This window comes from Paenibacillus thalictri, from assembly GCF_004307995.1.
Taxonomy (GTDB): domain Bacteria; phylum Bacillota; class Bacilli; order Paenibacillales; family NBRC-103111; genus Paenibacillus_AF; species Paenibacillus_AF thalictri.
Genome location: NZ_SIRE01000023.1, coordinates 32,288 through 56,015, shown reverse-complemented (window position 1 = coordinate 56,015; position 23,728 = coordinate 32,288). Strand labels below are relative to the sequence as shown.

Annotated in this window: 17 protein-coding genes and 1 riboswitch; of the genes, 3 read left to right on the top strand and 14 right to left on the bottom strand. The window is 52.3% G+C overall.

Features of this window, described 5'->3' with window-relative positions; translation table 11 throughout:
• Window positions 1-84 precede the first annotated feature (84 nt).
• Window positions 85-735, top strand: coding sequence for a DUF2306 domain-containing protein (locus EYB31_RS28290; protein WP_131016834.1), 651 nt, complete (start codon window positions 85-87; stop codon window positions 733-735).
• Window positions 736-857: 122 nt separating this feature from the next.
• On the opposite strand, the gene EYB31_RS28285 is transcribed toward EYB31_RS28290, so the two are convergent.
• Window positions 858-2,051, bottom strand: a complete 1,194-nt coding sequence (locus tag EYB31_RS28285) for an MFS transporter (protein WP_131016833.1) — start codon at window positions 2,049-2,051, stop codon at window positions 858-860.
• Between the two features lie 172 nt (window positions 2,052-2,223).
• Between EYB31_RS28285 and EYB31_RS28280 the strand changes: the two genes are divergently transcribed.
• On the top strand, window positions 2,224-4,104 hold the full coding sequence (locus EYB31_RS28280; protein WP_131016832.1) for a SpoIIE family protein phosphatase: 1,881 nt from the start codon (window positions 2,224-2,226) through the stop codon (window positions 4,102-4,104).
• Window positions 4,105-4,163: 59 nt separating this feature from the next.
• Here EYB31_RS28280 and EYB31_RS28275 read toward each other — a convergent pair whose 3' ends face one another.
• The 5 genes from EYB31_RS28275 to EYB31_RS28255 all read right to left on the bottom strand — a co-directional run bounded on the left by EYB31_RS28275 (window position 4,164) and on the right by EYB31_RS28255 (window position 11,824).
• Window positions 4,164-6,830 (bottom strand): YbhB/YbcL family Raf kinase inhibitor-like protein, encoded by a 2,667-nt coding sequence (locus tag EYB31_RS28275; RefSeq protein ID WP_131016831.1) that lies wholly within the window; start codon window positions 6,828-6,830, stop codon window positions 4,164-4,166.
• Window positions 6,831-7,042: 212 nt separating this feature from the next.
• Window positions 7,043-7,408, bottom strand: coding sequence for an STAS domain-containing protein (locus EYB31_RS28270; protein WP_131016830.1), 366 nt, complete (start codon window positions 7,406-7,408; stop codon window positions 7,043-7,045).
• Between the two features lie 5 nt (window positions 7,409-7,413).
• Window positions 7,414-7,839 carry an ATP-binding protein gene (locus EYB31_RS28265; protein WP_131016829.1) on the bottom strand — a complete coding sequence of 142 codons (426 nt, stop codon included), beginning with the start codon at window positions 7,837-7,839 and terminating at the stop codon, window positions 7,414-7,416.
• 182 nt (window positions 7,840-8,021) lie between these two features.
• Complete coding sequence (locus tag EYB31_RS28260; RefSeq protein ID WP_240762961.1) at window positions 8,022-9,815, bottom strand: AfsR/SARP family transcriptional regulator; 1,794 nt, start codon at window positions 9,813-9,815, stop codon at window positions 8,022-8,024.
• A gap of 161 nt (window positions 9,816-9,976) precedes the next feature.
• Window positions 9,977-11,824 carry a stalk domain-containing protein gene (locus EYB31_RS28255; protein WP_131016827.1) on the bottom strand — a complete coding sequence of 616 codons (1,848 nt, stop codon included), beginning with the start codon at window positions 11,822-11,824 and terminating at the stop codon, window positions 9,977-9,979.
• Between the two features lie 173 nt (window positions 11,825-11,997).
• On the opposite strand from EYB31_RS28255, the gene EYB31_RS28250 reads away from it, so the two are divergent.
• On the top strand, window positions 11,998-13,494 hold the full coding sequence (locus EYB31_RS28250; protein WP_165452659.1) for an AAA family ATPase: 1,497 nt from the start codon (window positions 11,998-12,000) through the stop codon (window positions 13,492-13,494).
• Window positions 13,495-13,579: 85 nt separating this feature from the next.
• Here the strand turns inward: EYB31_RS28250 and EYB31_RS28245 are convergent, their stop codons facing one another.
• The 8 genes from EYB31_RS28245 to EYB31_RS28210 form a co-directional block, all read right to left on the bottom strand.
• Complete coding sequence (locus EYB31_RS28245; protein ID WP_131016825.1) at window positions 13,580-15,148, bottom strand: extracellular solute-binding protein; 1,569 nt, start codon at window positions 15,146-15,148, stop codon at window positions 13,580-13,582.
• 13 nt (window positions 15,149-15,161) lie between these two features.
• On the bottom strand, window positions 15,162-16,268 hold the full coding sequence (locus tag EYB31_RS28240; protein ID WP_240762937.1) for an SGNH/GDSL hydrolase family protein: 1,107 nt from the start codon (window positions 16,266-16,268) through the stop codon (window positions 15,162-15,164).
• Window positions 16,269-16,463: 195 nt separating this feature from the next.
• Window positions 16,464-17,834: an extracellular solute-binding protein gene (locus tag EYB31_RS28235; protein ID WP_131016824.1), complete on the bottom strand. Its 1,371-nt coding sequence runs from the start codon at window positions 17,832-17,834 to the stop codon at window positions 16,464-16,466.
• Window positions 17,835-17,889: 55 nt separating this feature from the next.
• Window positions 17,890-18,603, bottom strand: coding sequence for an HAD family hydrolase (locus EYB31_RS28230; protein WP_165452658.1), 714 nt, complete (start codon window positions 18,601-18,603; stop codon window positions 17,890-17,892).
• Window positions 18,604-18,628: 25 nt separating this feature from the next.
• Window positions 18,629-20,344, bottom strand: a complete 1,716-nt coding sequence (locus EYB31_RS28225) for an ABC transporter ATP-binding protein (RefSeq protein ID WP_131016822.1) — start codon at window positions 20,342-20,344, stop codon at window positions 18,629-18,631.
• A gap of 134 nt (window positions 20,345-20,478) precedes the next feature.
• Window positions 20,479-21,813 (bottom strand): cryptochrome/photolyase family protein, encoded by a 1,335-nt coding sequence (locus EYB31_RS28220; RefSeq protein WP_131016821.1) that lies wholly within the window; start codon window positions 21,811-21,813, stop codon window positions 20,479-20,481.
• A 157-nt stretch (window positions 21,814-21,970) separates the two neighbouring features.
• Window positions 21,971-22,459, bottom strand: a complete 489-nt coding sequence (locus tag EYB31_RS28215) for a C40 family peptidase (protein ID WP_420819480.1) — start codon at window positions 22,457-22,459, stop codon at window positions 21,971-21,973.
• A gap of 3 nt (window positions 22,460-22,462) precedes the next feature.
• A riboswitch (cyclic di-AMP (ydaO/yuaA leader) is annotated at window positions 22,463-22,605 on the bottom strand.
• A gap of 293 nt (window positions 22,606-22,898) precedes the next feature.
• Window positions 22,899-23,720, bottom strand: coding sequence for a hypothetical protein (locus EYB31_RS28210; protein WP_131016820.1), 822 nt, complete (start codon window positions 23,718-23,720; stop codon window positions 22,899-22,901).
• Window positions 23,721-23,728 lie beyond the last annotated feature (8 nt).

Below are 23,728 nucleotides of genomic sequence, written 5' to 3'. Positions count from 1 at the left end.
TCCGTTTGATCCTATTGTACCACTCCTGTTCGTGAATCACAGCACGTCTTACTCCAATATGGTTAAAAGAAAGGGCTCTGCCAAATGCCGAAACCGGGACGATTGTACACGATCTTATTTGTAATATCGTTTGTTTTTGTTGTTTATGCGGTTTACGTCAATTTTATTTACGACCCTCAAGCAGCGGGCTTTTTAAGCCATAAAACGGACTTGAAGCGTCCGCTCAATGTGCCGGTGTGGTTGAAAATCATGAACGTTCATGTTGTTTTTGCCTGCATAGCGATGTTGTCCGGGTTGATCAACTTCTCTAACCGGATTATTGCAAAACACCGCAAGTTTCATAGAATAAACGGTTACTTATACCTCGTTTCCGTTATCATGGTGGATTTGACCTCCGGTTTTATGGCCCCTTATTCTACAGGAGGCAAGTTGAACAGCATCGCTTTTAATATGCTGAATATCGTCTGGCTGCTTATGACCGTCACGGCGATTGTGCAAATTCGCAAGAAACAGGTAGTGAAGCACCGGAAATGGATGATCCGCAGTTATGCGTTTTGTTTTACGAATATGTGTATTCACCTGATTACCGCATTCCTTCATGATGGGTTCGGGATCGCGTACAGCACCAGCTATACCATCGGCGTTTACGGAACGATAGTGCTTCTGCCGATAGCGGCTGAGGTGGTGATAAGGACGGTATTTAGGAAGCCGCCCCTCATCGCTGTAGGCTATTAGAATCAACAAAAAAACAGCGGGCTCCTGATCGGAGACCTGCTGTTTCTTTGTTGAAGGGCTTGTTCGAATAGGGGCCCGATATTGGCGATTCACGCTGGCCGATTTGGATAAGGCTTGTTGGCTTAAGCTTGCCCTGAGATCACAGCGACCTTCTTGCCCAGCAAAGCCGAAGCAATCATAATCAGCAGCATCACCAGCATAATCGAGATGAGCAGCCATTGCGCGCCTGCTGTACCAAACGCATCCATCAGCCAACCAATCACGCGTGGCACAACGGCGCCGCCAATGCCCCCTGCAGCAACAAGCAAGCTGGTTGTGCGTTCCGTTCTACCCGGCATGAGCAAATTGGCGGCTACTAAAGCGATGGAGAAGATGCCGGCCATGCCCAATCCCAGCAGGACGATAACCCCGATGCTGCTCCACAGCGTGTTGGTCAAGGAGAACACGGCGACCATAACCAGAGAGAACCCGCAGCTGTATAATAAATACTTGGCATAACCGACACGCTGAGCAAGGACTCCGGCAAAAAGACGTCCGACGGCCATCGCCGTCCAAAAAAAGGTGTTGCTGATAGCCGCCTCGGCGGAAGAGGCCCCTGTATTTTCGATCAGCATCGATGGAGCGAAATTAACAAAGCTCATCTCCGCCCCGACATAGACCATAAAGAAAATAACCATCAGGGTTAAAAAGGAAATCCCTATACCGTCAAGGCGTTTCACAGGTGCCGACTTGGAGGGCAATGCCGCGTCCGGGTTGCGGGAGAGCGTGCCGCGGTGTTTGCCAACCGGCATGAAGATCCACAACGCCCCGATGACCGCCGATAAAACGGCCACAGTGAGAAAGGACAAATTCCACACGCCATACAAAATCAATACGCCCGAGATAAGCGGAATCAGTAGCGCCCCGACTCCAAAGAATACTTCCAGTCGGCTCATGGCAACGGCCGTGTTATCTTGGACAAACTCAATAATAATGGCGCCGATCACGGCTTCGATGACGCCAAACCCGAGGCCTGCGACCGGGGCTGTAGCCAGCATCCATCCCCAAGGGGGCAGAAAGCAATATACCAGCTCGCCTATTGTCAGAGCCAGCAAGGCGATAATAAGCGTTTCCCGCCTGCCGATTCTGCGGGTAATGGTGGGAGTGAGCAGCACGCCAACGAGGAATCCGGCAAATTGATTAAACACCAGTTGGCCTCCGTCGCTGTAACTGCGTCCATAATAAGTCATCATCTCTTCCAGCACACTGCCTACCACAACATGAGCGAGTCCAATCAGTAAATAACATGCACAGCCTAACCAAAATATGACGCGCATTCCCGTATAACCTCAATTCTGCCTATAGTTTACTCTAGTTGTGACAATATAATAGTTTCGTTATTTAATCAAGCAGGTTCTTGGGAGCACTGGCTGTGCTATAATACAATTGGTTGATTTGACTAAATAATTCCACATTAAAGTACCAGAGACGAACAGGGGAGGCATATTCATGCGCGCGGCTATTCCGGTGCTGTTATTTATGGCAGGATTTCAAGGATACGTACTTACGCTGCCTTTGTTTGGTCCGCTGTTGTTTCAGCTGGCAGCCGTCAAGGGAGCGGATCCTGTACAGGCTGCGACTTCATTTTTGAATTGTTATGCGCTCTCTTTTCTTGTCTGGGGTATTGTACTGCATAAATGGCAGCCGGGATGGAAATGGTGTATTTCTTTGACGTATGCTATTGCGATCGGTTGTTTAGTGCTTACCATCAGTTTATGGTGGCTTGCCGCATCTTATTGGAACATTTTGTTTGCGCTAATCGGACTGGTGGCATCCTTGCCTTCTTTGGTCTGGATATTTCTCATCCGGCAATTGATTCCGCGGCATCAGATCGGACTTGCCTTTGGCATCAACGGTGTTCTCGTGGGCGGACTCCATTTTGTATATAACGTTTCAGGTGTTGGCCCACAGACTGGTATGTTGGCTGTTTTTGGCATGCTGGGGCTTGCAATGGTTGCGCTTTCTCGGTTTTGGAAGGTTCGGCTCCAACCTGAGCCGCTTGCCGCCAGTTTTCGAAAACGCAGCAATCCGATGCCGCTTTTCTTGTTTATTTTCATCGTTTTTTTGCTGGGCGGCATTATGTATCAGGTAGTTAATCCCTTTCTGGCGGAATTCCCTGGCATTCATAATTATTTTGAAAAAATGACCTACATCATGGTCATGCCTCTGGTCGGCTGGTTTGTTGACCGTCGGGGGTTCAAATCAGTGGTATACGGGCTGGCTTTTCTGGGACTCGGGTACGCCGTTTTTGCATTTTCCACTTCTTTTCAAGCGGCTCTTCTCGGCAGTGGACTCCTTCAAATCGGTTTTGCATTTCTGGATGTGTTCGTGCTTTATGCTTTGTCGATATGGGCTGACCGTAAGCGTCCGTTTCTGTTTATTGGCGCGGGACTGGCGGTGTACATCCTTTCTATCAGAACAGGCCTTTCGCTCCGTGACGTGATTGTGCCGTTATCGCTTGGGAATTACCAGATGACGTTTATGGCCGCTTTAATTATATTGCTGATCAGCTTGCTGCTTGTGCATTGGCTAGGGGACCAAGAACCTCGGGAAGTCGAAAAACAGCAGCTGCTTGAAAAGTTGGAGGCCTACTACAATGAAAAAGACGAGGAGCTGAAGCTCGCAGGAAAAATACAGCAGCAGATGCTGCCGGTAGGTCCGCAGCTGCCTGAAGGGGTGGAAGCGGTGGCTTTCTTGGCCGCGGCCAAAGAAGTCGCTGGGGATTTTTACGATATTATCGTAGTAGACAAGCACACCGTTCTTTTTATAGTGGGCGACGTGACGGATAAAGGACTGCCAGCCGCATTAATCATGTCCAATATCGTGGGACTAATCCGCTCGGAGGCGCAGCGGCGGCAAAACCTGCCGGAGATGCTCAAGCAGTTGAACCGGGCGCTCTACAAAGAGCATTCCATGGATATGTTGGTTACGCTGGGAATCGCGATGGTCGATCTTGAGTCCGAGACGATAACCTATGCCAGTGCAGGGCATGTATCGCCCTTAATCATGAAAAAAGATCAGGTGGAATTTGTCCCTTCTTCATCGTTTCCCATTGGCTTGGATGAGGATTTGGAGCCTTATGTCGTTTCCATGCCGATAAGCCGGCATGACACGTTTGTCCTTTACACCGACGGAATCGTCGAGGTCGAAAATGCGGAAAGGCAATTGTTCGGATTTGAACGGCTCAAGCTTGTGCTGGACGAATTAGCCACCTGCGATCATACTGCAGATCAAGTGAAAAACCGAATTTTGGAACAGGTCAAGCTTTTCTCACAAGAGCGGGCGCAAAGAGACGATATGACTTTGCTTGTCATTAGAATGAACGGTTAAGCTCATACAGAAAAAAGGGCAGTGCGAAATGACCTTTCGCCTGCCCTTATCTCTATCTCCTAGTTCCCTGCCCCAACCAAAGTCAGCCCGCTTGGTGCACCTTTATAACTCAAATGATAATTTTGTCCCTGCGTCTGACTGCTGGTCGTGATGGTGAAATGCTTGAACGGGTATAACGTATAGTCGATAGCAACCGCTGTGACGGTAAGGCCGTTGTCGAAGGTAAAATCTCCGGCCACTGGCGCAGCAGACGGTGTTGTATTAAACGAAACGCGAGCGCTGGTGTTGTCCTTTGCGGTGACTTCTTTCACCGCGAGTGCAGGAATCAGGTTGCTTTGGAACTGGAAGGTTCCGACTGTTTCGGCGCTTGCCAAGATTTTTCCGTTCATCTTGCTAATTAATCCGCTGTAGCTGTCCATAAGAGGGTAGCCCGGTATCTCGGTGAACCCTTCAAGGTGATCCGTATTTAAAGCGTACACCGCTACGTGGTAATGATGCGGCGCACCCGCCGGCGGAAAGGGCCCGCCGTATCCGGCTTTGCCGTCGAGATGACTGCCCAACTCAACGCTGCCTGACGGCATGGCGGTTCTCGATGCGCCTTCAGCCAGTGAAGTGACCGAAGCGGGAATATTAATGGCCGTCCAATGCAGGAAGTCCGAAGCATCCGGGTCGTATACAATGACGACAAATGACCGGGTATCGGGCGGCGGATTGGTCCAACTAACCGGGATGCTTGTGTTAGCGGCGCCAATCCAGCCCTCTCCGTCGTATGCATATTGGACAGGAATGGCTCCGCCCCCGCTGAACGCGGTTGTCGATACGGTGAATAACGCCGGTGAATAAGCATATGTTGTGGCGCTTACCGTAGTTAAACCACTGGAATTGCCTGCAGCGTCATATGCGCTGACTCCAAACAAATACGGAGTGGAAGGAGCGAGTCCGGTCACTTGATACACCGTATCGGTAACGGTTGCGATTTTAGCGCCATTCTGGTAAACGGCGTAACCGACAGTGCCCACGTTATCGCTGGCGGGATTCCAAGCCAAGGTTAACGAAGACCACGTGACATCACGGTAAACAAGCCCGGTGACTGAAGCCGGCGGTTCAGTATCAGGAACGGCAGGAACCGTATAGGTAAACACCGACGTCTCGCTGGTTCGTCCGTTTTTGGCGGCAATCGCTTTAACGGTCATATTCGAGTTGACGATAATCGGGCTCGAGTAAACGGAGCTAGCAACTGTTGGCGAGCTGCCGTCCAGTGTATAGTGAATCGCGGCATTTGCCGTTGTTGTACTTAAATAGACGGCGGTGCCAACGGTCACCTGACCTGATACAGGAGTAGCCGTCGGAGCCGCGATGAATTCTATATATGGCGAGTAGCCTCCACCACCACCTCCGCCGCCTGAGCCGGAGCTGCCCGAGGAACTGAACGAAGCGGGAGCAGTTTGGAACGTGGAGTTTTCAGCGCCTTTCCCCAATGTCGCTTTGTCGACTTTCCCTTCCCCCAAAACTTTCGTGACGGCATTTAATACAAGTTCGACAATTTTGCTGTCCTTGCCCAGCCGGATCGATGAGTTGCCGCCTTGTTCGGATACCGTGACGTTGTTGACGGAGCCGCTCGGTATGTCGACTATAATGCTTTGGGCCGAAATATCAAGACTTTCAAACTGGCCGAGCAGCGTGACTTTCGAATTTGCCGGAAGCTGTTCCTGCAACCGCACATTGGAAAAGCCGCTACCCGTTGCATTCGAGCCGTCGAAGATAGCACCGGTACGTACATCCACCTGTTTCACGGAAGTTTTCCCCTCCGCAACAATTCGCACTTCACCGGTCTTCTTATTGACCAAGATGGTCACCAGAACGCTGTCCTTCAGGTGAATGGAGTTGCTGCCGCCGCCGTAAACGTATGTATCGCCTTTTACAGTGACATTTTGCAGCGTGACGTCGCCTTCGCCGATAGCTTCGCCGAGTGTCAGGCTTCCGGAAATGGTTACGTTCCGCAGTGTAACGCCCGATGCGTTAATCAGCACATCTCCGGTTATGGTCTCGTTGCCTGCCGCGGGCCCGAAGGTGCCGGCTTGATGAAATGCCGTTTTTGAGCCTCCTTGTAAAGCGCGGTCCAGGATGACAACGGCTTCGGCTCGGGTTACACTCCGGTTGAAGCCCAGCGTTCCGTTTTCATAACCGTCCAAAATCCCTTTGCTGACAACAGCTGCTAATGGACCCTTGCTCCATTCAGGAAGATCGGCTTTATCGCGAAAACGATCCAGTGCGGACAACTGGCCTTGATCCAGTTGTAGCAATTTGACGATCATGGCGGCCGTCTCTTGTCGGGTGACATCGTTTCCAAGTCTTAAGGTGCCGTCCTCGTACCCGCTCACATACCCGGCTTTTATGGCAATGGCAGCTTGTTCGTACTCCCAGCTTTGCGGGTTGACATCCGAAGCGGTAACAGCGGCCTTCTCGCTAAGTCCAAATGCACGATTCGCAAGCGTCATCCATTCGGCTCTGGTCACAGAAGTATCGGGCCGTATGCTCCCGTCCGCATAACCTTGAATAAAACCTTTCGTTATCCACGATTGTAACTGCCGCTCGGCCCAATGTCCTTTGATGTCCTTGGAGCCGTCTTCCGCAGACACAATGCCAAGCGAAGAAAACGCGAGACTTAAAATCAGCATGACGATGATGCACCGGCCGAGCAGATTGCGTTTACTGTAAAATTTCATAATTCCTCCTCGTATACGTTAGTTCGACTGAAGCTGGAACCTGTGGTTGAGCTTGCGGTCACCTCGCTTTCACAAGATCGATAAAATAAACAATTTCAGTTGAATTCGAATCGTATTTTACACGGCGCGGCTTACAGGCCACTAACAATAGGCCATTACAAAAAACTTACAAAAAAACAGGGCCTTGACGAGATATCGCCAGAGCCCTGTCATTATAGTGAGTTTAAAGTTTCAATACGCTGCATAATCGAATATTCATCCGGGTAAATCATCATATGTTCCGCCAACCCCACCATCAGAAACAGCTTGTGATAATGAGGCGATATGCCGTAAGCGAATGTTTGATAGCCGGCCCGCTCCGTTTTGCGGGTTAGCCGAATAAGCAAAGCGATGCCCAGGCTGTTAATATAATTGACCTGCGAAAAATTCAGGATAATGCAGCACGTATCTTCTTTTTTCGTTTCCCAGTTGAATAGTCCGAGCAGCGGCTCATGAGCGCTCTTGGATAAATCTCCCGACATGTCTATGATAACGGTTTGACCTGTCTCTCGAACATTTGCGAAAAATGTCTCCTCCATGTGCATCACTCCGAACGTCTAAATTGCAGTTCCACATAAAAATGGTCATCGTTTCTTCCGCATTCGCAGCGGTCCGCTAAATTCCGCATTATGAGCAGCCCCCAGCCTCTTGCTTCTTTTTGCTGTGTGTCAGTCCGGTCTATCGATGAAAGAATGGGAGTAAAACCCGATCCCTCGTCGAAAATGCGGAAGCAATAGCTGCCATCGTCAACCACCATATAGACCTGAACCGGCAGGGTTGGGATGAGACGGTTTCCGTGTTCGAATGCATTCAGACAAGCTTCCGCAACGGCGGACAAGATGTCATTGGAACGAGCGGACGCGGGGTCCAGCTTCATTAAAATAACAGCGAGCTCATCTAACAGTACCTTTTCCTCTCCAATGACACTGTCCAATGTCCAATGCTTTTCATATGGAATACATACGGTCACGTCACATCATCCTCCAAGCTGCCCATGGCCACTGAAAAAGCGAACGCTGGCGCTTCTTCAGCATGATTTCGCTCACTTAAGCTATTTTTTCAGTGGCCTGCCCTTGGTTCATGGCAGCATTTGCTTTATATCATCATACGAAATCTTGCTTACAGACGGTTTACAATACGATAGCTGCAGATTTACCGGAAAAGGAGACGCCTTGTTTCCTCTGTAGGCCTGGCATTCAACTGTTCACGGCACATTACCGCCAATTGATTGTAGCAGCGTTCCGCCTCATGGTCCCTTCCGGTGGCGATCAGCAGTCTGATCATAGCTTGATAAGCTTCCTCATGATATGGGGCGAGCTCAAGCCATTCCCGGTAATACAGCTCGGCTTGTTCATGCTCCTTCTGTTGTTCGGCTGTGCTGCCGAGTCTTTGTAAGACATAAAGCTGTTTGCCGAGAAGAAACTCCCGCTGTTTCTCCACCCAATCGAGATAAGGGTATTCGGGCAGCAGCTTGTCGTATTGGGCATAAGCTTTCGTGTAAAATTCCAGGGCAAGAGCGCGTTCCTGCATCCACAATTGATCGGCAATCTTCAGCAGACTGATGTATTGTTCTACATCGACAAACTCGATGACCGACTCGTTTAACCGGATTTGCTCGTCTTTGATAATCACGCCGTCTTCCGTCAGTATGGTGGCTTGCAGCGCTTTTCGAAGCTGGTGGACAATGACATACAGATGCTTAAAGGTCCGGTCCGGATCACGCTGCTGAAATAACTGCTCGGCGGCTTCCTCTTTGTTTGCCGAGTAGTTTGGCTGAAGAAGTAAATAGATGAACAGCTCTTTGGCTTTTTTCCGTTTCCACCCAATGCCGGTTAGTTCCGTACCTTGAGAAGTGATTTTAAGACCGCCAAAGAAGTGAACTTTCCATCGTGCGGCGGCGGGTCTGATTTCATCTGCAGCTGCAGCACCGGCTTGATTGAGGCGGGGGTGATCCGGAAAGTCCGCAGGTTGAAGCATGCCGGTTCGCTCCTTGGCAGAAGGGTGATGCAGCTTTAACATGTCTGCAATCGCTTCCGCTTCGCGTAAAACACGATCCACCTCTTCCGAGTTGCCTGCTGCTAGATAAGCTTCATATTTAACAAGCTTGATCGCATAGTGAAGCTCCCAGTCTGCCGCGCAGGTTTGCTCAATTCGGCATAACGCAACGCCAATTTGCTCAGCGGCCGCAGCGCCTTGCGCACGCAATTGAGCCTGCACAAGCCGGAGCTCGGCTACGGCCATCCAGTAGTATGAATGCAACTTCTGCGGTACAGTGTGGAGCATATCGGCAGCGGCCTTCCACTGGCCTTCTTTCATAAGTCCAATCGCTTCGGCGAAGTGCAGATACCCGGCATATCGTGTATCCAAGGATACCAGCTTTTGCAAATGAATGTGCAGCGATACTTCCAGAGCGGGATTGATATGCTCCATCAATAGCAGCTCAAGTGCCACATCTGCTTGCTCCTGCCGGTTATCTCTGGCAAACAGGCGGAACGCCTCAAGCAGCAGCTTCGTGGCATCAACGGAGTCGTTTAGCAGCCGTGAGCCTCTGCTTATCACATATGGCACGTCGCCTTCCACATCCGGTTCGGAGGTTGAGGTGTACTCATTAAGCAGGAATTGAATCAGCGTTTCCGCAGAATTCAATTCCCCGGTCCTCAGCAAAATATCGGCCCATACCGCCATCGCGGATAGAAGGGGCTTTCGAAAAGATTGGCGCGCGAGCAGTTTCACCGCCGATGCCATGTGCCGTCCCGCCTCATTGAGGTTACCGAGCTTATATTCGCATTGCCCGCGGGCTTTTAACAGCAGGGGGGAGCTTTGCAGATGAGAGGGAGTTAACATCCGCAATATGGCGCCGTCGACTTCGCGGCCCTGCAATATTTCGTTTTCCAGCCGCATGACCGCTTCAGCGATGCGGCCTGCCTGCAACCAACTTAGGATCATCTCATTCACTGCGCATCCAACTCCGCGTGGTAAGTTTCTTTCTCATATTATTCGCCGCCGCAGTCAAACATCCTTTTCCGCAAAGACGCGTTCGCGACTGAAGAAAAAAGCTGCCTCACAGCTCCGTTGGGGGCCATGGAAGCAGCTTTTTCTACTCCGGCTTATTCGAAATCGCCATTATACGAAAGCGCAGAGCGGTCCCAGAGAATAACGTCTCCGCCGCCCCAGGTTCCTTGGCCGCTTGCTCCAAGATACCAGTCTTTACCCGATTCGCCGTGATGCAGAACGATGGGGTATTCGGAATAATGGCTGGCTTCCCAAGTTCCGGCTAAATCGGCGCCATCCATCACATTGTTGGTCCAGCTGTATGTGCCGTCCGCGCGGATGCTCAACACCGATGCCGTTGCCGCTCCAGGGGAAAGCACGCCGCTCTCATGAGCAATGGTTCCGCCGCTGCCGATACGCTCGCGATCCCACAAGACCGCCCCGGCGATCCGCAGCTTGATTGGCTTATCGATAAAAGGAGCTATCTCGTCAGCAGCGGCGATGTCGGTTTGTGGCTCAGTTGTCTCCATTAGACCAACTACTGAGGCGGAGCCGTTCTCACCGTCGATTTCGACCTGAAAGCCAAAAGATTCGGCTATCCGTTTAAGCGGCACCATGAGCCGCAAAGCCAGCACAGCATCCGGTTTATCCATATGTTTAAACGTTGTATCGACCGAAGCGCGCATGCTATCGTCGAGTGTCATCGCAAGCAGATTATCGCCACTTTTTAAATAGGGAATCTGCTCGGTAGGATCCCAAAGCAACTCCACTCCGAGCACTTTGGTGAAAAATCTCAGCGGCACCCACATCTCGTCTTCGATCAACTCGGCTTTATTATCAAGCGTTATGTTCTGATCGTTAATGGCGGCAGTGTTGCTGCCCGCTTGCAGCAGCACGGTTGAGGCAGTTCGGGCGCGATTATTTTCTTGCAAAACGTAAGAAATCGAAACGGCATTGTTCGTCAGGCGATCCAGTTGCAGCTTGGCATATTGTCCGTTGCTCAACTTGACGATATACACGCTGCCTTGTTCCGCTTTCTGATGATCAGGTTTCTGAATGGTGATCGACTTGGTGGGCTCGGGCAAGCTTTCATTCACTTTGGAAACGAATCGGCCGCCCATTTCGGTAAAGGTTGTAATGACAAAATCGGCTTCAGCGGTGTTGCTGACGGTTTTACCGGAAAATATAGAAAAACCTCCGTCGCTTAACGGATTGTTGATCGTGAGAGCTCCGTACTTCAGGCCGCTGTAACTCGCTTTTCTCGTCTCGCCCCACTGAATCGGGAACTTGAGAGGTCCGACCTGAGCCGATTTGGGCGGCGGCGTATTGGCTGCCGGTTTATCACCGTTGGTATTATCGGCATTCGGCTTGGCCGGAACCGGTCCTCCGTCCGGCTGCTTGGCGGGCGGCGTATCGGCGGATTTGACGGACGGCGAGCTGTCAGCGGGTTTAGACGGTTTGCTGTCGGTCGCCAGCTGCGTGTTTTGCGGGTTCGGCTGCGGCGCGGTAGATTCCGCCTTCTCCGTCACATAAGAGAAGGTCACCAAGGAGGAGGTGACGCGGTCCAGCCGGATTTTGGCATAACCGCCGTCATGCGTCATGATGAAGTAAACGGTGCCGGCCTCCATCTTGGCATGGTCTCGGGTGAGAGACGGTACCGTCTTGGTCGTGTCGCTTAACTCTTCGTCGACGATAGCTACACCGCGTGCTCCGAACTCGTTAAACGTGGTCAGCACGAAATCGGCATCATCGGTTTTTTTGACGACACTGCCGGATGCCAATGAGAATCCTCCGTCACTTAACGGACTGTTAATGATGAGCGCGCCGTATTTTAAATTATTGTAGGTCGCTTTCTGCACGGCTCCCCAAACGACAGGTTTGGCGGCTGCACCTGCAGATGCAAGTGCCATAAACCATGCCGCTGCGAGCAAAACGGAGAGGAGCAAGGATACTTTTCGAACCATTCGGAATCTCCCTTTCCATGTCTTTTTCAATTGGGCTACATGCCGCTTAAAGGCGCAGCTTTCATTAAAAATAAAGTAGTTTCACTGCCACCCTCAATGCCAAAACACTGCCAAACTTGCTAACGTTCAATTATAATGAAAGAAATATGGAGGGGAATGGAAGTGATATGCGGGTGAGGACGATAAAGGAGGTTCTGGAAGCCGAGGAAAGCAGGTTGTTTGTAGGCCGTCAGGCAGAGTTAAACGAGCTGGAGAATTGGCTTGCGGCGCGGGACGAATCGTGGCGGCTCGTGTATATACATGGACTTGGCGGCATCGGAAAATCTGCTTTGCTGAAAATGTTCATGCGGAGAAACAGCGACCGCACCTTCATTCATTTGGACGGAAGTCGCAATTCCCTGAATCCGGCGTCGTTACTGACGCATATAGATTGTTGTCTTGGCGGTCAAGAGAACTCAGGAGAGGGCGAAAAGGATGAGCAAGAGCGGCTGGCGGATATCATCAACCGGCTTAATCGCCAAGCCGAGCGGAAGTCTCCGCTTATTCTGCTGATGGACACACTGGAGGAATCCGCTTCAATCGAAGACTGGCTGCGGCAGCGGCTTTTGCCGAGTTTATCGTCTTCGATTCGGGTTGTCATGGCCGGGCGGTTCCCGCTTGGGGATGCCTGGGGTCGCTCGGGATGGAGCAGCGCGATACATTCGATCCATTTGCAGCCGCTTTCGAGGCGGGCGGCGGACGAATATATGGCAGCCAGAGGCTGCTTGGACCCGGGCTTGCGCCTGCGGATTAAAAAAATAGCGGGTGGCATCCCGCTGGCGCTTTCCCTTGCTTGCGCTGCCGGGGGATTTGCGGGAGGGCCGCAGAACGTTTCCGACGAGTGGTGGCTGAGCGATACGATCGGCATTTTGATGAAATCAGTTTTGACCGGCATGAGGGAGGAGCCGTATCAAACGATGTTGGATGCAGCCTGCATGCTGTGGAAATTCGATCAACAGACAGTCGAGCGGATAGTTGGCCGTACGCTGGATGACGCGCATTTCCATGCATTTTGCCGTATGCCGTTTGTCGTAAAGTTCGGAGGCGGCTGGCGGTTGGACGACACGGTAAGGTATTGGGCGGAATATGATCTGCGCAAGCGGAAACCGGAAACATATGAAGCATACCGGTTGCGGGCGGATAGTGCATGGGAAGATACGTCCGTATGGAGCGGCAAGGCGCTTGATTGTGATCCCACCGGACCGCCATTGGAGGCTGCGGCGGAATCTGTGGGGACTGTGGTCCTTCCATTGGAGCGGCTTGAGCGGCTCGTAAAGCAGCTGCTGCAGCAGTACGGCAGACTGGAGAAATCCGCGGAGCTGCTTAGTGCCGCAGAACCTTTGCTGAAGCGGGACGGAGGAGAGGCAGCAGCGCTTAAACCGGAGCCGGTTGGTATGGCCGGCGGAATTCGTTTGCTTTTCGAGCAGGCATTGCGGCAGTTGGAGGAAGGTGGCGCCTCCGAAAACCTGTATGCCGACATCGTACGGCATGCTTACATTAGACGGATTGGAACACACGAAGCGGTGGCGGAGCGGCTGGGACTGCCGACTCGCTCGTACTACCGCAGCTTGCACAAAGCTGTAGAGCAATTTACGTTGAACGTCGCCCGCACATTGAAAATGGAAACATAGCACATGCCCGCAATAAATAATAAGCCCTTAGCTTCTCTCCTACGGAGAAATGCCAAGGGCTTATTCGTTTGTTACGCAGACAATGTTATTTCCGCGGCATAATGACACCGTCTTTTTTGTTGTATCTCTCCGTTGCTTCTTTAATGACTTGATCGCCGCCCTTTTGCTTCCATTCCTCTAGCACTTTCGGGTAATCGGAGATCGGTTCCTTGCCGTACACCATTTTAAAAATATGAGTCAGCAGCACCGGCGGGAACTTGTCGAAGGTAGGCGCGATGTCCGGGATTTTCACCAGACTTGGCAGCTGCGGGTCGAATTGGATGCCGTCAATGCCTTCCTTCGCCAGCATCGTATCGTAAGTCTTAATTAAGTTTTGCCCCTCCGGAGTCAGATTCAGCACACCTTTGTTGTAAGTCGTATCCTGCACGAACCAGAGCAGGATTTGCCGGAAGGTCTCTTCGTCCGATTCTTTCGCATTGGCCGGCATTTTGTAATTGATCTTGCCGTTGTCCTCGGTGTAGTTTTCGCCTTTGACGCCAAATGTGAAAAACTTCTCCGCTTCATCGCCGACCATCCAATCAAAAAACTTAATGATCCCGGCAGGGTCCTTTGTATTTTTATTAATAAAATAAGCACGGGTGACGCTGCCGTACAGCCGGTTGCCGCCTTTGCCGTCGGGTCCGACCGGGGAGGGGATCAGCTTCATCTTGCCGGTAGGCACCGAATCCCGGAGCTGCTGGTCCCACTGCATCAGCAGGTTGGCGTTCATGTTCCAGATCCCCGCTTTGCCCGCCACGATATCGGTTCTGAATTTTGTCGGGTTGGTCGTAACGAATTCTTTGCCGATCAGGCCTTCGTCGACCATCGTTTTGTAGGTTTGGATCGCCTTCTGCATCCCTTCAACGTTAAAAAACTGGGGCACGATCTGGTCGCCTTGCTTCATGAAAAACTGGCTGTAAATGCCGTATGCGCCAAAAAATACGTCCGAATAAACGAAGTCCTCACGGCCCATGTAAGGGTTTTCAACGCCAAGCTTTTTAAACGCACGCATGACGTTTAAATAATCGTCGACCGTCTTCGGCTCGGGAAGTCCGGTTTTTTCCAGCAGGTCGGCACGGATCCATGTAGCCCGCCGCGACGGATTGGACAGCCATTCGGGGATAGCGTAGATCTTGCCGCTCGCATCGGTTTCGCGCGCCCAAGCTTCTTTCGGTATTTTTTTCAGCAGATTTTGCCCGTATTTTTCGAGCAGATCGTTGAGCGGCAGAAACACGCCGGCTTGTACCGATCCGGCCAGCTGTAGGTTATTTAATCCGTCGCCAACCTGCACGACATCGGGGATGTCGCCCGTAGCCATAAGCTGAATCATTTTTTGGTCAAAATCTTTGGCCGGCAAAATACGGATATCCAAGTCGGTATTGGACAGCTCCTCCATCTTTTTCACCCATTTATCTTGGTTGATGTCCGGGCTGTTTTCGGCATACCCGACATTGCCGGAACGGATGGAGATGGAAAATGTGGTTTTGCCCTGTGGAGCGGGGGCGGGTTTGCCGTCGGATCCCGTGCTCGCGGCTGGCGGCGTACTTGACGTGCAGCCGACCGCAAGCGCGGCGGTAAGGCTTAAGCTGATAGCGGAAACGAACCATTTTTTCATTATGATATCCCCTTTATAATTGGATTTGACTCATATCTGACTCTAATTGGTTTGCAGCTTGCTGCTGCATGGTTCGCAGCCGCTCGATTGCGGGGCGCATATGCCCGGCCAATTGCTCTCCCATCAGCATGTGGCCGTAGTCGGAAGGGTGGATCAGATCGGTCGTCAAGGAAGTAAAGTCGCTCATGATCTCATGGCCTTCGATCAGGTGCAGGTCGGGGTACGGTGTGCGGGCGGCGTAGTTTCGCAGGATATCGTTGTAGCGCCTTTCGTGTTCGGCCAGCGGATCGCCGGGATTGGTGAAGAAGGTTGCCCGATTGGGATAAATGGTCGTTATGAAGACCGGTTTCCCGGGGTTCTCCGCAATGACCCGGTCTAGCAAATACGACGCCCGCTGCTCGTATTGCTCCGGCGTGAACACGCCGCGCATATTTACGCCAAGCTCGAGGAATGCCGCGTCCCAGCCGCCGTGTCCGGCGATAAAGTCGGCGATTTCCCGCTCGCAGTAACATGAGCCGCTGAGACCCAGATTCAGCGCATCCGCTTCCAGTCTTCGGGCGGCCTGCTGAATATATCCGTTGTAATGGTTAGTCGCGCCGGCAGCCTGTGTGATGGAAGAACCATAGGCCAGCAGCGTCAGCTTAGGGAGCGGGCCGCTCTCCGGAGGGCGTACTTCGCAGCCGAAGGCGTCGACTTCATGGAATACCGCCCCTACCCGGTCGAAATGGATCCTCCAGACGTCCGGCGAATACGCCCGGTTGTGCAGAACCGTCTGACTCACTTGGGCCAAACGCTCAGGGGTCTCCAGATGCAAGGTGTGAAGGACGCCAGCCGTTAGAGGATGGGAGGAGTGGTATAAGTCCCCCCTGAACACGTGAGCGAATCCGCCCGATTCCACTGCGGACACGGTCACATTGACATACCTCGATTCCGTAACAAAACGGATTTCGCAGCCGTTTGATTGGGCGGCTTTGACCCGGGCCTTGGCGTTTAGCGATTCACGAACCGTGCGGGGAAACCGCTGCAGCCGGAGTCCGGGTAAGCGCTCTCTTTTTTCAAGTTCGCTGACGTTATGAAACAACACCCCTTCATGAATGCACATAGGTTGACTTGATTCCATAAGAAGCAGCTCCTGTTAATAAAATACGTTTCATGAACGGATCAATTTTATTGACCCATTACTGACCCATAACTACTATAAGGCACATTATGCTTGACCGTCAACCACGAAATTGGAAATAAAAAAAAAGGCAGGTCGCGAAGACCTGCCTCATTCCGGAATAACCAATGGAGCGATTATGATTAACTCTTAAGCTTACTTGAGCAGCTGCCAGATATGGCCGCATAACGTATGGCTGTCCTGCAGGCCGGAGACATACAGCATAACCTCCCGTTGAATATCCCGCAGCTTGGCGTTGCTCACGCCAAGATCGGAAAGTGATCTGTAGGTCGGAATAATTTCCCGGTACATGGAAAACCGGGAAGGGCGGTTCAGGTGTTCTGTCCCGCGCCATTCCGCTACCCGGCTGTGCGCCGGAATATTCAGCGTATGCTGCCGGATAAACAGCTGCGTCTCGTAGGAGGTGAGGAACTGCACGAAACGTCCGGCTGCCTCTTTACAGCTTGATTTGCTGTTCATAGCCAGTCCGACAACCAGCAGCAGTGTATTCGAATTGTACAAAGCGGGAAGTGGCGCCACGTCAAACGGAAGATCGGAGCGCTTGAGCGCATTCAGGAAAAAATACGTCGTCATCATTACAGACACTTTTTCCCGCTGCAGCAGGCTTTCCGCATCGGCTTCGGACAGCGCCATCGGGGAATCCTCCGAACTGGCGAGCAGCTCCCGGCACATTTCCAGGCTGGTCTTCAGCCGCTCCTCCAAGCCGGTCCGGTCGCTATCCGCCGCCACCGGCAAGCTCAGCCCGCTTTGCAGCAGGAATACCGGCCAGCGGTTGCGTGATTGCAGGTGGAAATAAAAGCCGAACCGTTCATTTTTGACGGCGAGCTGTTTGACATGCCGGAGCAGATCGTCCCATGACCAGCTGCTGTCCGGTTCGGGCACGCCTTTTTCCTGCAGATGCCCGCGGTGGTAGCAGAGAATGACCGGTGAATAAATAAAAGGATACGCCAAAGAACGGCCGTTATGAATAAACGGTTCCTGCAGAAAGCGGGGAATGTCCGCGCCGATATCGACAGGTTCAAGAAGGCCGGTACTTCCGTTTTCGACAAAATCCTGAAAACTGTTGTTGTTGAACATGACCACATCCAGCAGACCGGCCTCCAGATACTCTTCAATGGCATGGCTGTAGCTGTTCTCGGGAAGCTCCAGCGGCTGCACCTGGATATGGGGGCAAAGCTTGTGGAATTTGGCGATCAGATCGGCGATTTCCGTCTGATTGCCGATTGTATTGTGATAACCGAATTTAATGACCGTCGTAGCATGCGGGGAGGGAGAAAGCACCCGGTTGCCGACACGCGGTATTTTCTCCAGCAGCCCCTCCTGCACAAGGATGTCCAGCCCTTTGCGGACGGAATTGTTGCTTAAGTGAAACTGTCCTTCCAGGTCGCTTTCCGACGGCAGGAATCCGCCGATCGGCAGCTTGCCGCTCACGATGTCTCTGCGCAGCGATTGAACCATTTCGTCCAAGCGGATTCGGAAGCTTTTGCGCCCGGCTTTCGTCTGCATCACAACTACCTCACAAAAAAAGTTATTCTATCCTGTAAATCTATCTTTCCATAGCCTATAACAAAAACCGCCGAATGTCCAAGATGTTCTCCACCGTCCCGATATGAGTCTGCGGTGAGCCGTCGGGAACCTGCTCCTTACGCAAATTGACCCAGATGGCCTGCATGCGAAGCTGCGCGGGACCGAGCACATCGTTTTTCCAGGAGTCGCCGATAAATACGGCTTCTTCCGGTTTCATCCGGTAATGCCGGAGTGCGGTGGAGTATGTTTCCGGGTCCGGTTTCTCGCAGCCGACATCCTCCGAGGTAACGACGTTTTCTCTGGTAAAAAAACAGCCGATGCCGGCTGCTTGGATTTTATCATGCTGCCAATTCGTGGTCCCGTTGGTTACGATGCCGAACCGGTAAGAAACGCTCAGCTCCTGAAGCAAGGAGACCAGCTCCGGGTCCGCTCTCATAAACGATTTGCTGATCTGCCGGTGCAGGCGGTTGAACGAGATAGCCGCGTCTTCATCGGCTTGCACGCCATATTCCGCCAAGGCGGCAATCAGCCGCTCATTGCGAAACCGCTGCAGGCTGATCTCTTGTTTGTGATATTGATCGACGAGCGCACTGTTTTTAACCATAAATACATCAAACAATTGTTCCGCATCGAACCCGCGCGTTGCCTCATGCTGTCTGAACGTTTCTTTGATGCTGTCCGGCCAGTAATCGTCAAACCGTACCAAGGTGTCGTCCAAATCGAACAAAACCAGCTTCCATGAAGGCATCGGCATCGCTCCTTGATGTGTAGTGTTAGGTTCCAAATTGCGCTTTGTGCAGTCTGCTGTAAATGCCGCCGGACGATACCAGCTCTTGGTGCCTGCCCTGTTCGGCAATGCCTTGGTCGGTGACAACGATGATGCGGTCGGCGTTCTTAATGGTCGCCAGCCGGTGGGCGATGACCAGCGTTGTACGTCCCTGTGACAATTCGGCCAGCGATTGCTGGATGGCCGCCTCCGTCTCGGTATCCAGCGCGGATGTCGCTTCGTCGAGAATGAGGATCGGCGGATTTTTCAGAAACATTCTGGCGATCGCGAGCCGCTGCTTTTGTCCGCCGGACAGCTTGACGCCCCGTTCGCCGATGATCGTGTCCATGCCGCCGGGCTGGCTGCGGATGAACGGTTCCAGCTGCGCCCGCCGGGCCGCGTCCCAGATTTGTTCGTCCGTGGCGTCCAGCTTGCCGTAAGCGATATTTTCCCGGATCGAGCCGGAGAACAGGAATACGTCCTGCTGGACGATGCCGATCTGCCGGCGCAGCGACGAAAGCGTCATATGGCGGATATCGGTGCCATCGATGCTGATGCCGCCTTGGGTGCAGTCGTAGAACCGCGGAAGCAGGCTGCACAGCGTTGTTTTGCCGGCGCCGGACGGACCGACGAAGGCGATCGTCTCCCCTGCGGAGATCGAAAGATCGATGCGGGAGATGATGTTTTTATCGGCCTCGTAACCGAATGAGACGGCGTTGTAGCGGATGTTGCCGCGCAGCCGGTCGACTTCTATCGCATTTGGCGCATCGGTGACATCGGGCTGCGTGTCGAGAATTTCGACATACCGCTTAAAACCGGCAATCCCTTTCGGGTAACTTTCGATTACCGCGTTAATCTTTTCGATCGGGCGGAAAAACACGTTGGTCAGCAGCAGGAAAGCGACGAATTGTCCGTAAGTCAGTTCTCCGTGAATGACAAACCAGGTGCCGCACACCATCACAAACAAGGAAACGAAACGCATGAACATATAGGTTAGCGACATGCTTTTGGCCATAATTTTATAAGCCATCAGCTTGGTTTCGCGGTATCTGAAGTTGTTGACCGAAAACAGGCCTTTCTCATGTTCTTCGTTGGCGAATGCTTTGACGACACGAATGCCGCCCACGGTATCTTCGACCCGCGAGTTAAACTCGGCCAAATCGCCGAACAGCCTCCGGTACGTGCGCGTCATTTTGCCGCTGAAATGCATGGCCAGCCACGCCATGAGCGGAATCACCAGAAAGGTGAGCAGCGCCAGCTGCCAGTTGATTGAGACCATTAACAAGAACGCGCCGACCAGCGTCATCACGGCGATGAACACATCCTCCGGGCCGTGGTGCGCAATTTCGCCGATTTCGTTCAGATCGTTCGTAATCCGCGTCATCAGATGGCCGGTTTTGGTGTTGTCGAAAAAGCGAAACGACAGCTTCTGGATATGGTCGAACATTTTTTTGCGCATATCGGTTTCGATGTTGATGCCCAGCATGTGCCCCCAATATGTTACGACATACTGCAGCCCCGTATTCAGCGCATACACCGCAAGCAAAGCGAGACACGCCCATATGATGAGCGCCCAGTCTTTGCCGGGCAGTAGCTTGTCGACAAATTGATTGACGGCCAGCGGAAACCCGAGCTCGAGCAGTCCGGCGATGACCGCGCAGGAGAAATCAAGAATAAACAATCCCTTGTAGGGGCGGTAATAGGAAAAAAAGCGGCGGATCACGGCATTCCCTCATTTCTCGTTTTAAAATCGCTTACAAGGCTTCACTTAGTATTATAAAACAAAAAGGGAAGAGGGTGTTGGGGAAAAAAGGATATAAATAAACCCGGCGGCGGGCCGGGTCTTCAGACATTGCGTTAATGGGCTCCTTGCAGGATGCGCTTGTACACTTCGATAGCGCGTGTACGTGACTGTTTCAGATCTACGATCGCATGCGGCTGCGGACGGTGTATCTCGCGGTCGGACAGATGGGCTAGCTCCGGCAGCCAGCGGCGGATATACGTACCAGCGGGATCGTGGGTTTCCGATTGAATGACCGGATTCATCATCCGGAAATAAGGTGCGGCATCAAAACCAAGCGAAGACGACCACAGCCAGCCCCCGCGGTTCAGCGTACGATCGTAATCGGAAAGCTTGCGGCGAAAGTACTGTTCGCCCAGAGGGAACGGGCAAAGCAGATTTTTGGTCAAAAACATCGATGTGACCATCCGCAGCCGGTTGGGCATGGAGCCGGTCGCGTTCAGTTCGGTCATCGCCGCGTCGACGATCGGAATTCCGGTCCGCCCTTCGCACCAAACCTCGAAGTGACGGTCGCTTAACGCTGACATATCGTAAGTATGCTCGTAGCGGAAGAACAGCGGGTCGGCGCTCGCTTGATACAAGTAAAAATCGCGCCAAGCCAGCTGACGCAGCCAATCTTCGTACAGCTCCCGCTCCAATAACGCCTCGTATATCGTGCGAATCGATAAAGCGCCCGTATTCATGTACCGGCTCAGCCCGCTTGTTTCATCGGAGGCAAAGCGGTCGCGCCGCTGCGCATAACCGGATAACTTCTCTTCGAGAAAACTTGCGAGACAGGGGGCGGGATCGGTGTCCGGCTCATAAGACTCCAGTTGAAAAGGGGGTATCAGCAGCTCGGCCGTATCTGCCGCCAAATCGGCCGTATGCAGCTGTCCCACATGGACGGAAGAGGCCGGCCGGTGAAACAAACCGACATATTCCCGCCATTTTCGGTAAAACGGTGTGAAGATCTTGTACGGCTCGCTTCGTCCGCTCCATTGCTGAAAATCCGGCAGATCGGCAAGGGCTTGATCGGCAAAAGAAGTGAACTTTCGTCCGGTTTCGGCAGCCCAGTCCTGCAGATTCCGGTCGCGCTGCAGTGCATACGGCGTGCAATCGCCGTGGCAGACGATTTCCGCAATGCCGGGATGCCGCGATACTAGCTGCTTAACGACGCCAAGCGGTTCCCCGTACAGCACATGCAGCCGCCGCCCGCAGTCCCGGTACTGCTGGCGCAGCCGCTGCACCTGACGCAAAAAGTGAATCCCGCTATGCTCCAGATGGCGGTTCTGACCCAGCAGCGCGGGATCGAGAATAATGACATGCAAGCTGGGGCTGCCGAGCCGGTGTATATATTCGAATGCGGGCAAATCCGACACCCGCAAATCTTTGCGATGAATAAACAAAATCACAATCCAACGTCCCCTTTTTTTGAAAACAAGCCGGGATGAAGCGGCCGGGCTGGCCTCAATATGACATAAAGCTCTTCAAGAAGACCGTCCATCCCGCAGGGGGATTGGGCTTCCGAAGAGCTTCAGTCTGTTCCGCTATGTACCTACTCGTAAACCTTTATGGATTGGAGTCGGTCATTAATTGATCGTACTGCTCGTCCGACAGGACGCGGCGGGCGGTTACGTAGCGATTGGCATAATAAGACTCGCTCAGCTTCGTAACGGTAATCCCTTTGTTGGTGGCGGAGTGGTAAAATTCGCCGTTGCCGACATAAATGCCGACGTGGGAGATGTCTGTGCCGATCTTCTTACCGTTCGTATCGAAGAATACGAGGTCGCCGGGGCGCAGATCTTTTTTGTCCACCCATGTGCCTTCTAGTGCTTGGCCTTTTGATGTGTGCGGCAGTTTCGTGTCGAAATATTTCGAGAATATGTACGACGTATAGCCGGAGCAGTCAAAGCCTTTCTCGGTTGTGCCCGCATATTTGTATGGGGACCCCATTACCGAATTAACCGCCTGACTGAGCGGCGTTTCTGCAAACACGCTGCCCGCTCCAATAGAAACGGACATCGTCAAGGCAAACACAAGTACTGCAAACTTTTTCAAGACAAATACTCCTTCCGGAGCCTACGAGGTTAGCTTTAGGGTTCGGTTGAAGGTTCCCTATGATCCCTTGACTGCGAGATCAATTCACCCAAAGAGTGGTTCCCCCGTTTTCCTCATTTCAAGAGGAAATTCGGCAAGATTTTTCTTGTTCATGTTTCCAATACTCTAAATTCGCCAAAAGAAACGAAATTCCTGCTTAAGACACATATTTTTCACAAAAAAACTCGAAAAAGGTGCGATTATCTCAAAATATCACCTGTTTTTAGGACTAGCTCTTAAAATCAGGCGTATACACGCAAAAAAGCCGGTCTGCTGCGGCAGAACGGCTTTTGAGGTGCGAAATGTATGGACAATTATTGGGCAAAAACGGCGTTTCTTAGAAGTGCGCGAAAAAGGAGATTGTGGCAGTTTTTGTTCTCATTTTTCGTTTTTCGGGAATTTATAGGGTATCGGTTTTGGCCAGCCAAATCCGATATTGCGACGCAATGGACCACACTCTGCAGAACACATTGGCGAGCCGGTATAGCTGATAGAGAATCAGGGCGAAGAATCCGGCCCAAATCAGCGACACGGATAACACCGTAACTGTCAACACAGCGCCGATCAGCAGCATGATGACGGAGACACTGACGGCCGGCAGCAATCCGCGCAGCATCGTGAACATCCCGCTCCAGGCCGAGCTCCCGTCCGCTAAGGCGAATTGCACGTACATGCAGACGAGACGCAGGAGGTATCCGTACAGCAGATACACGCTGATGATCGGCAGCAGCGACTGGACGATCGATTCATAGGTGTAATGTGTCGATAAGATGTGTGCGGCTTCGGGAGCCAGCCAATAGAGCGGCGCCAAACTTAGCGCAATTTGCAATGCATACAGCCCGAGATACGGAAAGAACAGCTGACGGATACCGTGGACGAAGCGGTAGCCGGAGTTCAGCAGCGTATGGTGCAGGGAATAATACAATCCTGCGTTGATGAGCGGCGTCAGCAGCATCCGTGCGGCCAGCAGGCCGAATCCCAACCACAGGTAGCTGTGGAGCATATCCGTTTTGGTCAGGCGGAACTGGCTTTCAATCCAGAACAGCTGTGTCGCTTCCCGGCCTAAGCTGGCGCTCGGGTAACGATGCAGCAGCGGAACGATGATCGAATACACCATTTTAAATAAGGCCAGGCCCCACAGCAAATTGTAAATAAACAGCGTCAGTACGGCAAAAGGCTGCCGCCAAGCGATATTCCAGCCATCTTTAATCAATTTGAGCACGTTGCCAC

Bases quoted from the DNA above. Each gene is read 5' to 3' on its own strand.
- EYB31_RS28280 (WP_131016832.1), top strand. From the start codon at position 2,224: ATGCGCGCGGCTATTCCGGTGCTGTTATTTATGGCAGGATTTCAAGGA.
- EYB31_RS28270 (WP_131016830.1), bottom strand. From the start codon at position 7,408: ATGGAGGAGACATTTTTCGCAAATGTTCGAGAGACAGGTCAAACCGTT.
- EYB31_RS28230 (WP_165452658.1), bottom strand. From the start codon at position 18,603: ATGCCTTCATGGAAGCTGGTTTTGTTCGATTTGGACGACACCTTGGTA.
- EYB31_RS28240 (WP_240762937.1), bottom strand. From the start codon at position 16,268: ATGGAATCAAGTCAACCTATGTGCATTCATGAAGGGGTGTTGTTTCAT.
- EYB31_RS28235 (WP_131016824.1), bottom strand. From the start codon at position 17,834: ATGCAGACGAAAGCCGGGCGCAAAAGCTTCCGAATCCGCTTGGACGAA.
- EYB31_RS28255 (WP_131016827.1), bottom strand. From the start codon at position 11,824: ATGGTTCGAAAAGTATCCTTGCTCCTCTCCGTTTTGCTCGCAGCGGCA.
- EYB31_RS28260 (WP_240762961.1), bottom strand. From the start codon at position 9,815: ATGATCCTAAGTTGGTTGCAGGCAGGCCGCATCGCTGAAGCGGTCATG.
- EYB31_RS28245 (WP_131016825.1), bottom strand. From the start codon at position 15,148: ATGAAAAAATGGTTCGTTTCCGCTATCAGCTTAAGCCTTACCGCCGCG.
- EYB31_RS28275 (WP_131016831.1), bottom strand. From the start codon at position 6,830: ATGAAATTTTACAGTAAACGCAATCTGCTCGGCCGGTGCATCATCGTC.
- EYB31_RS28285 (WP_131016833.1), bottom strand. From the start codon at position 2,051: ATGCGCGTCATATTTTGGTTAGGCTGTGCATGTTATTTACTGATTGGA.
- EYB31_RS28290 (WP_131016834.1), top strand. From the start codon at position 85: ATGCCGAAACCGGGACGATTGTACACGATCTTATTTGTAATATCGTTT.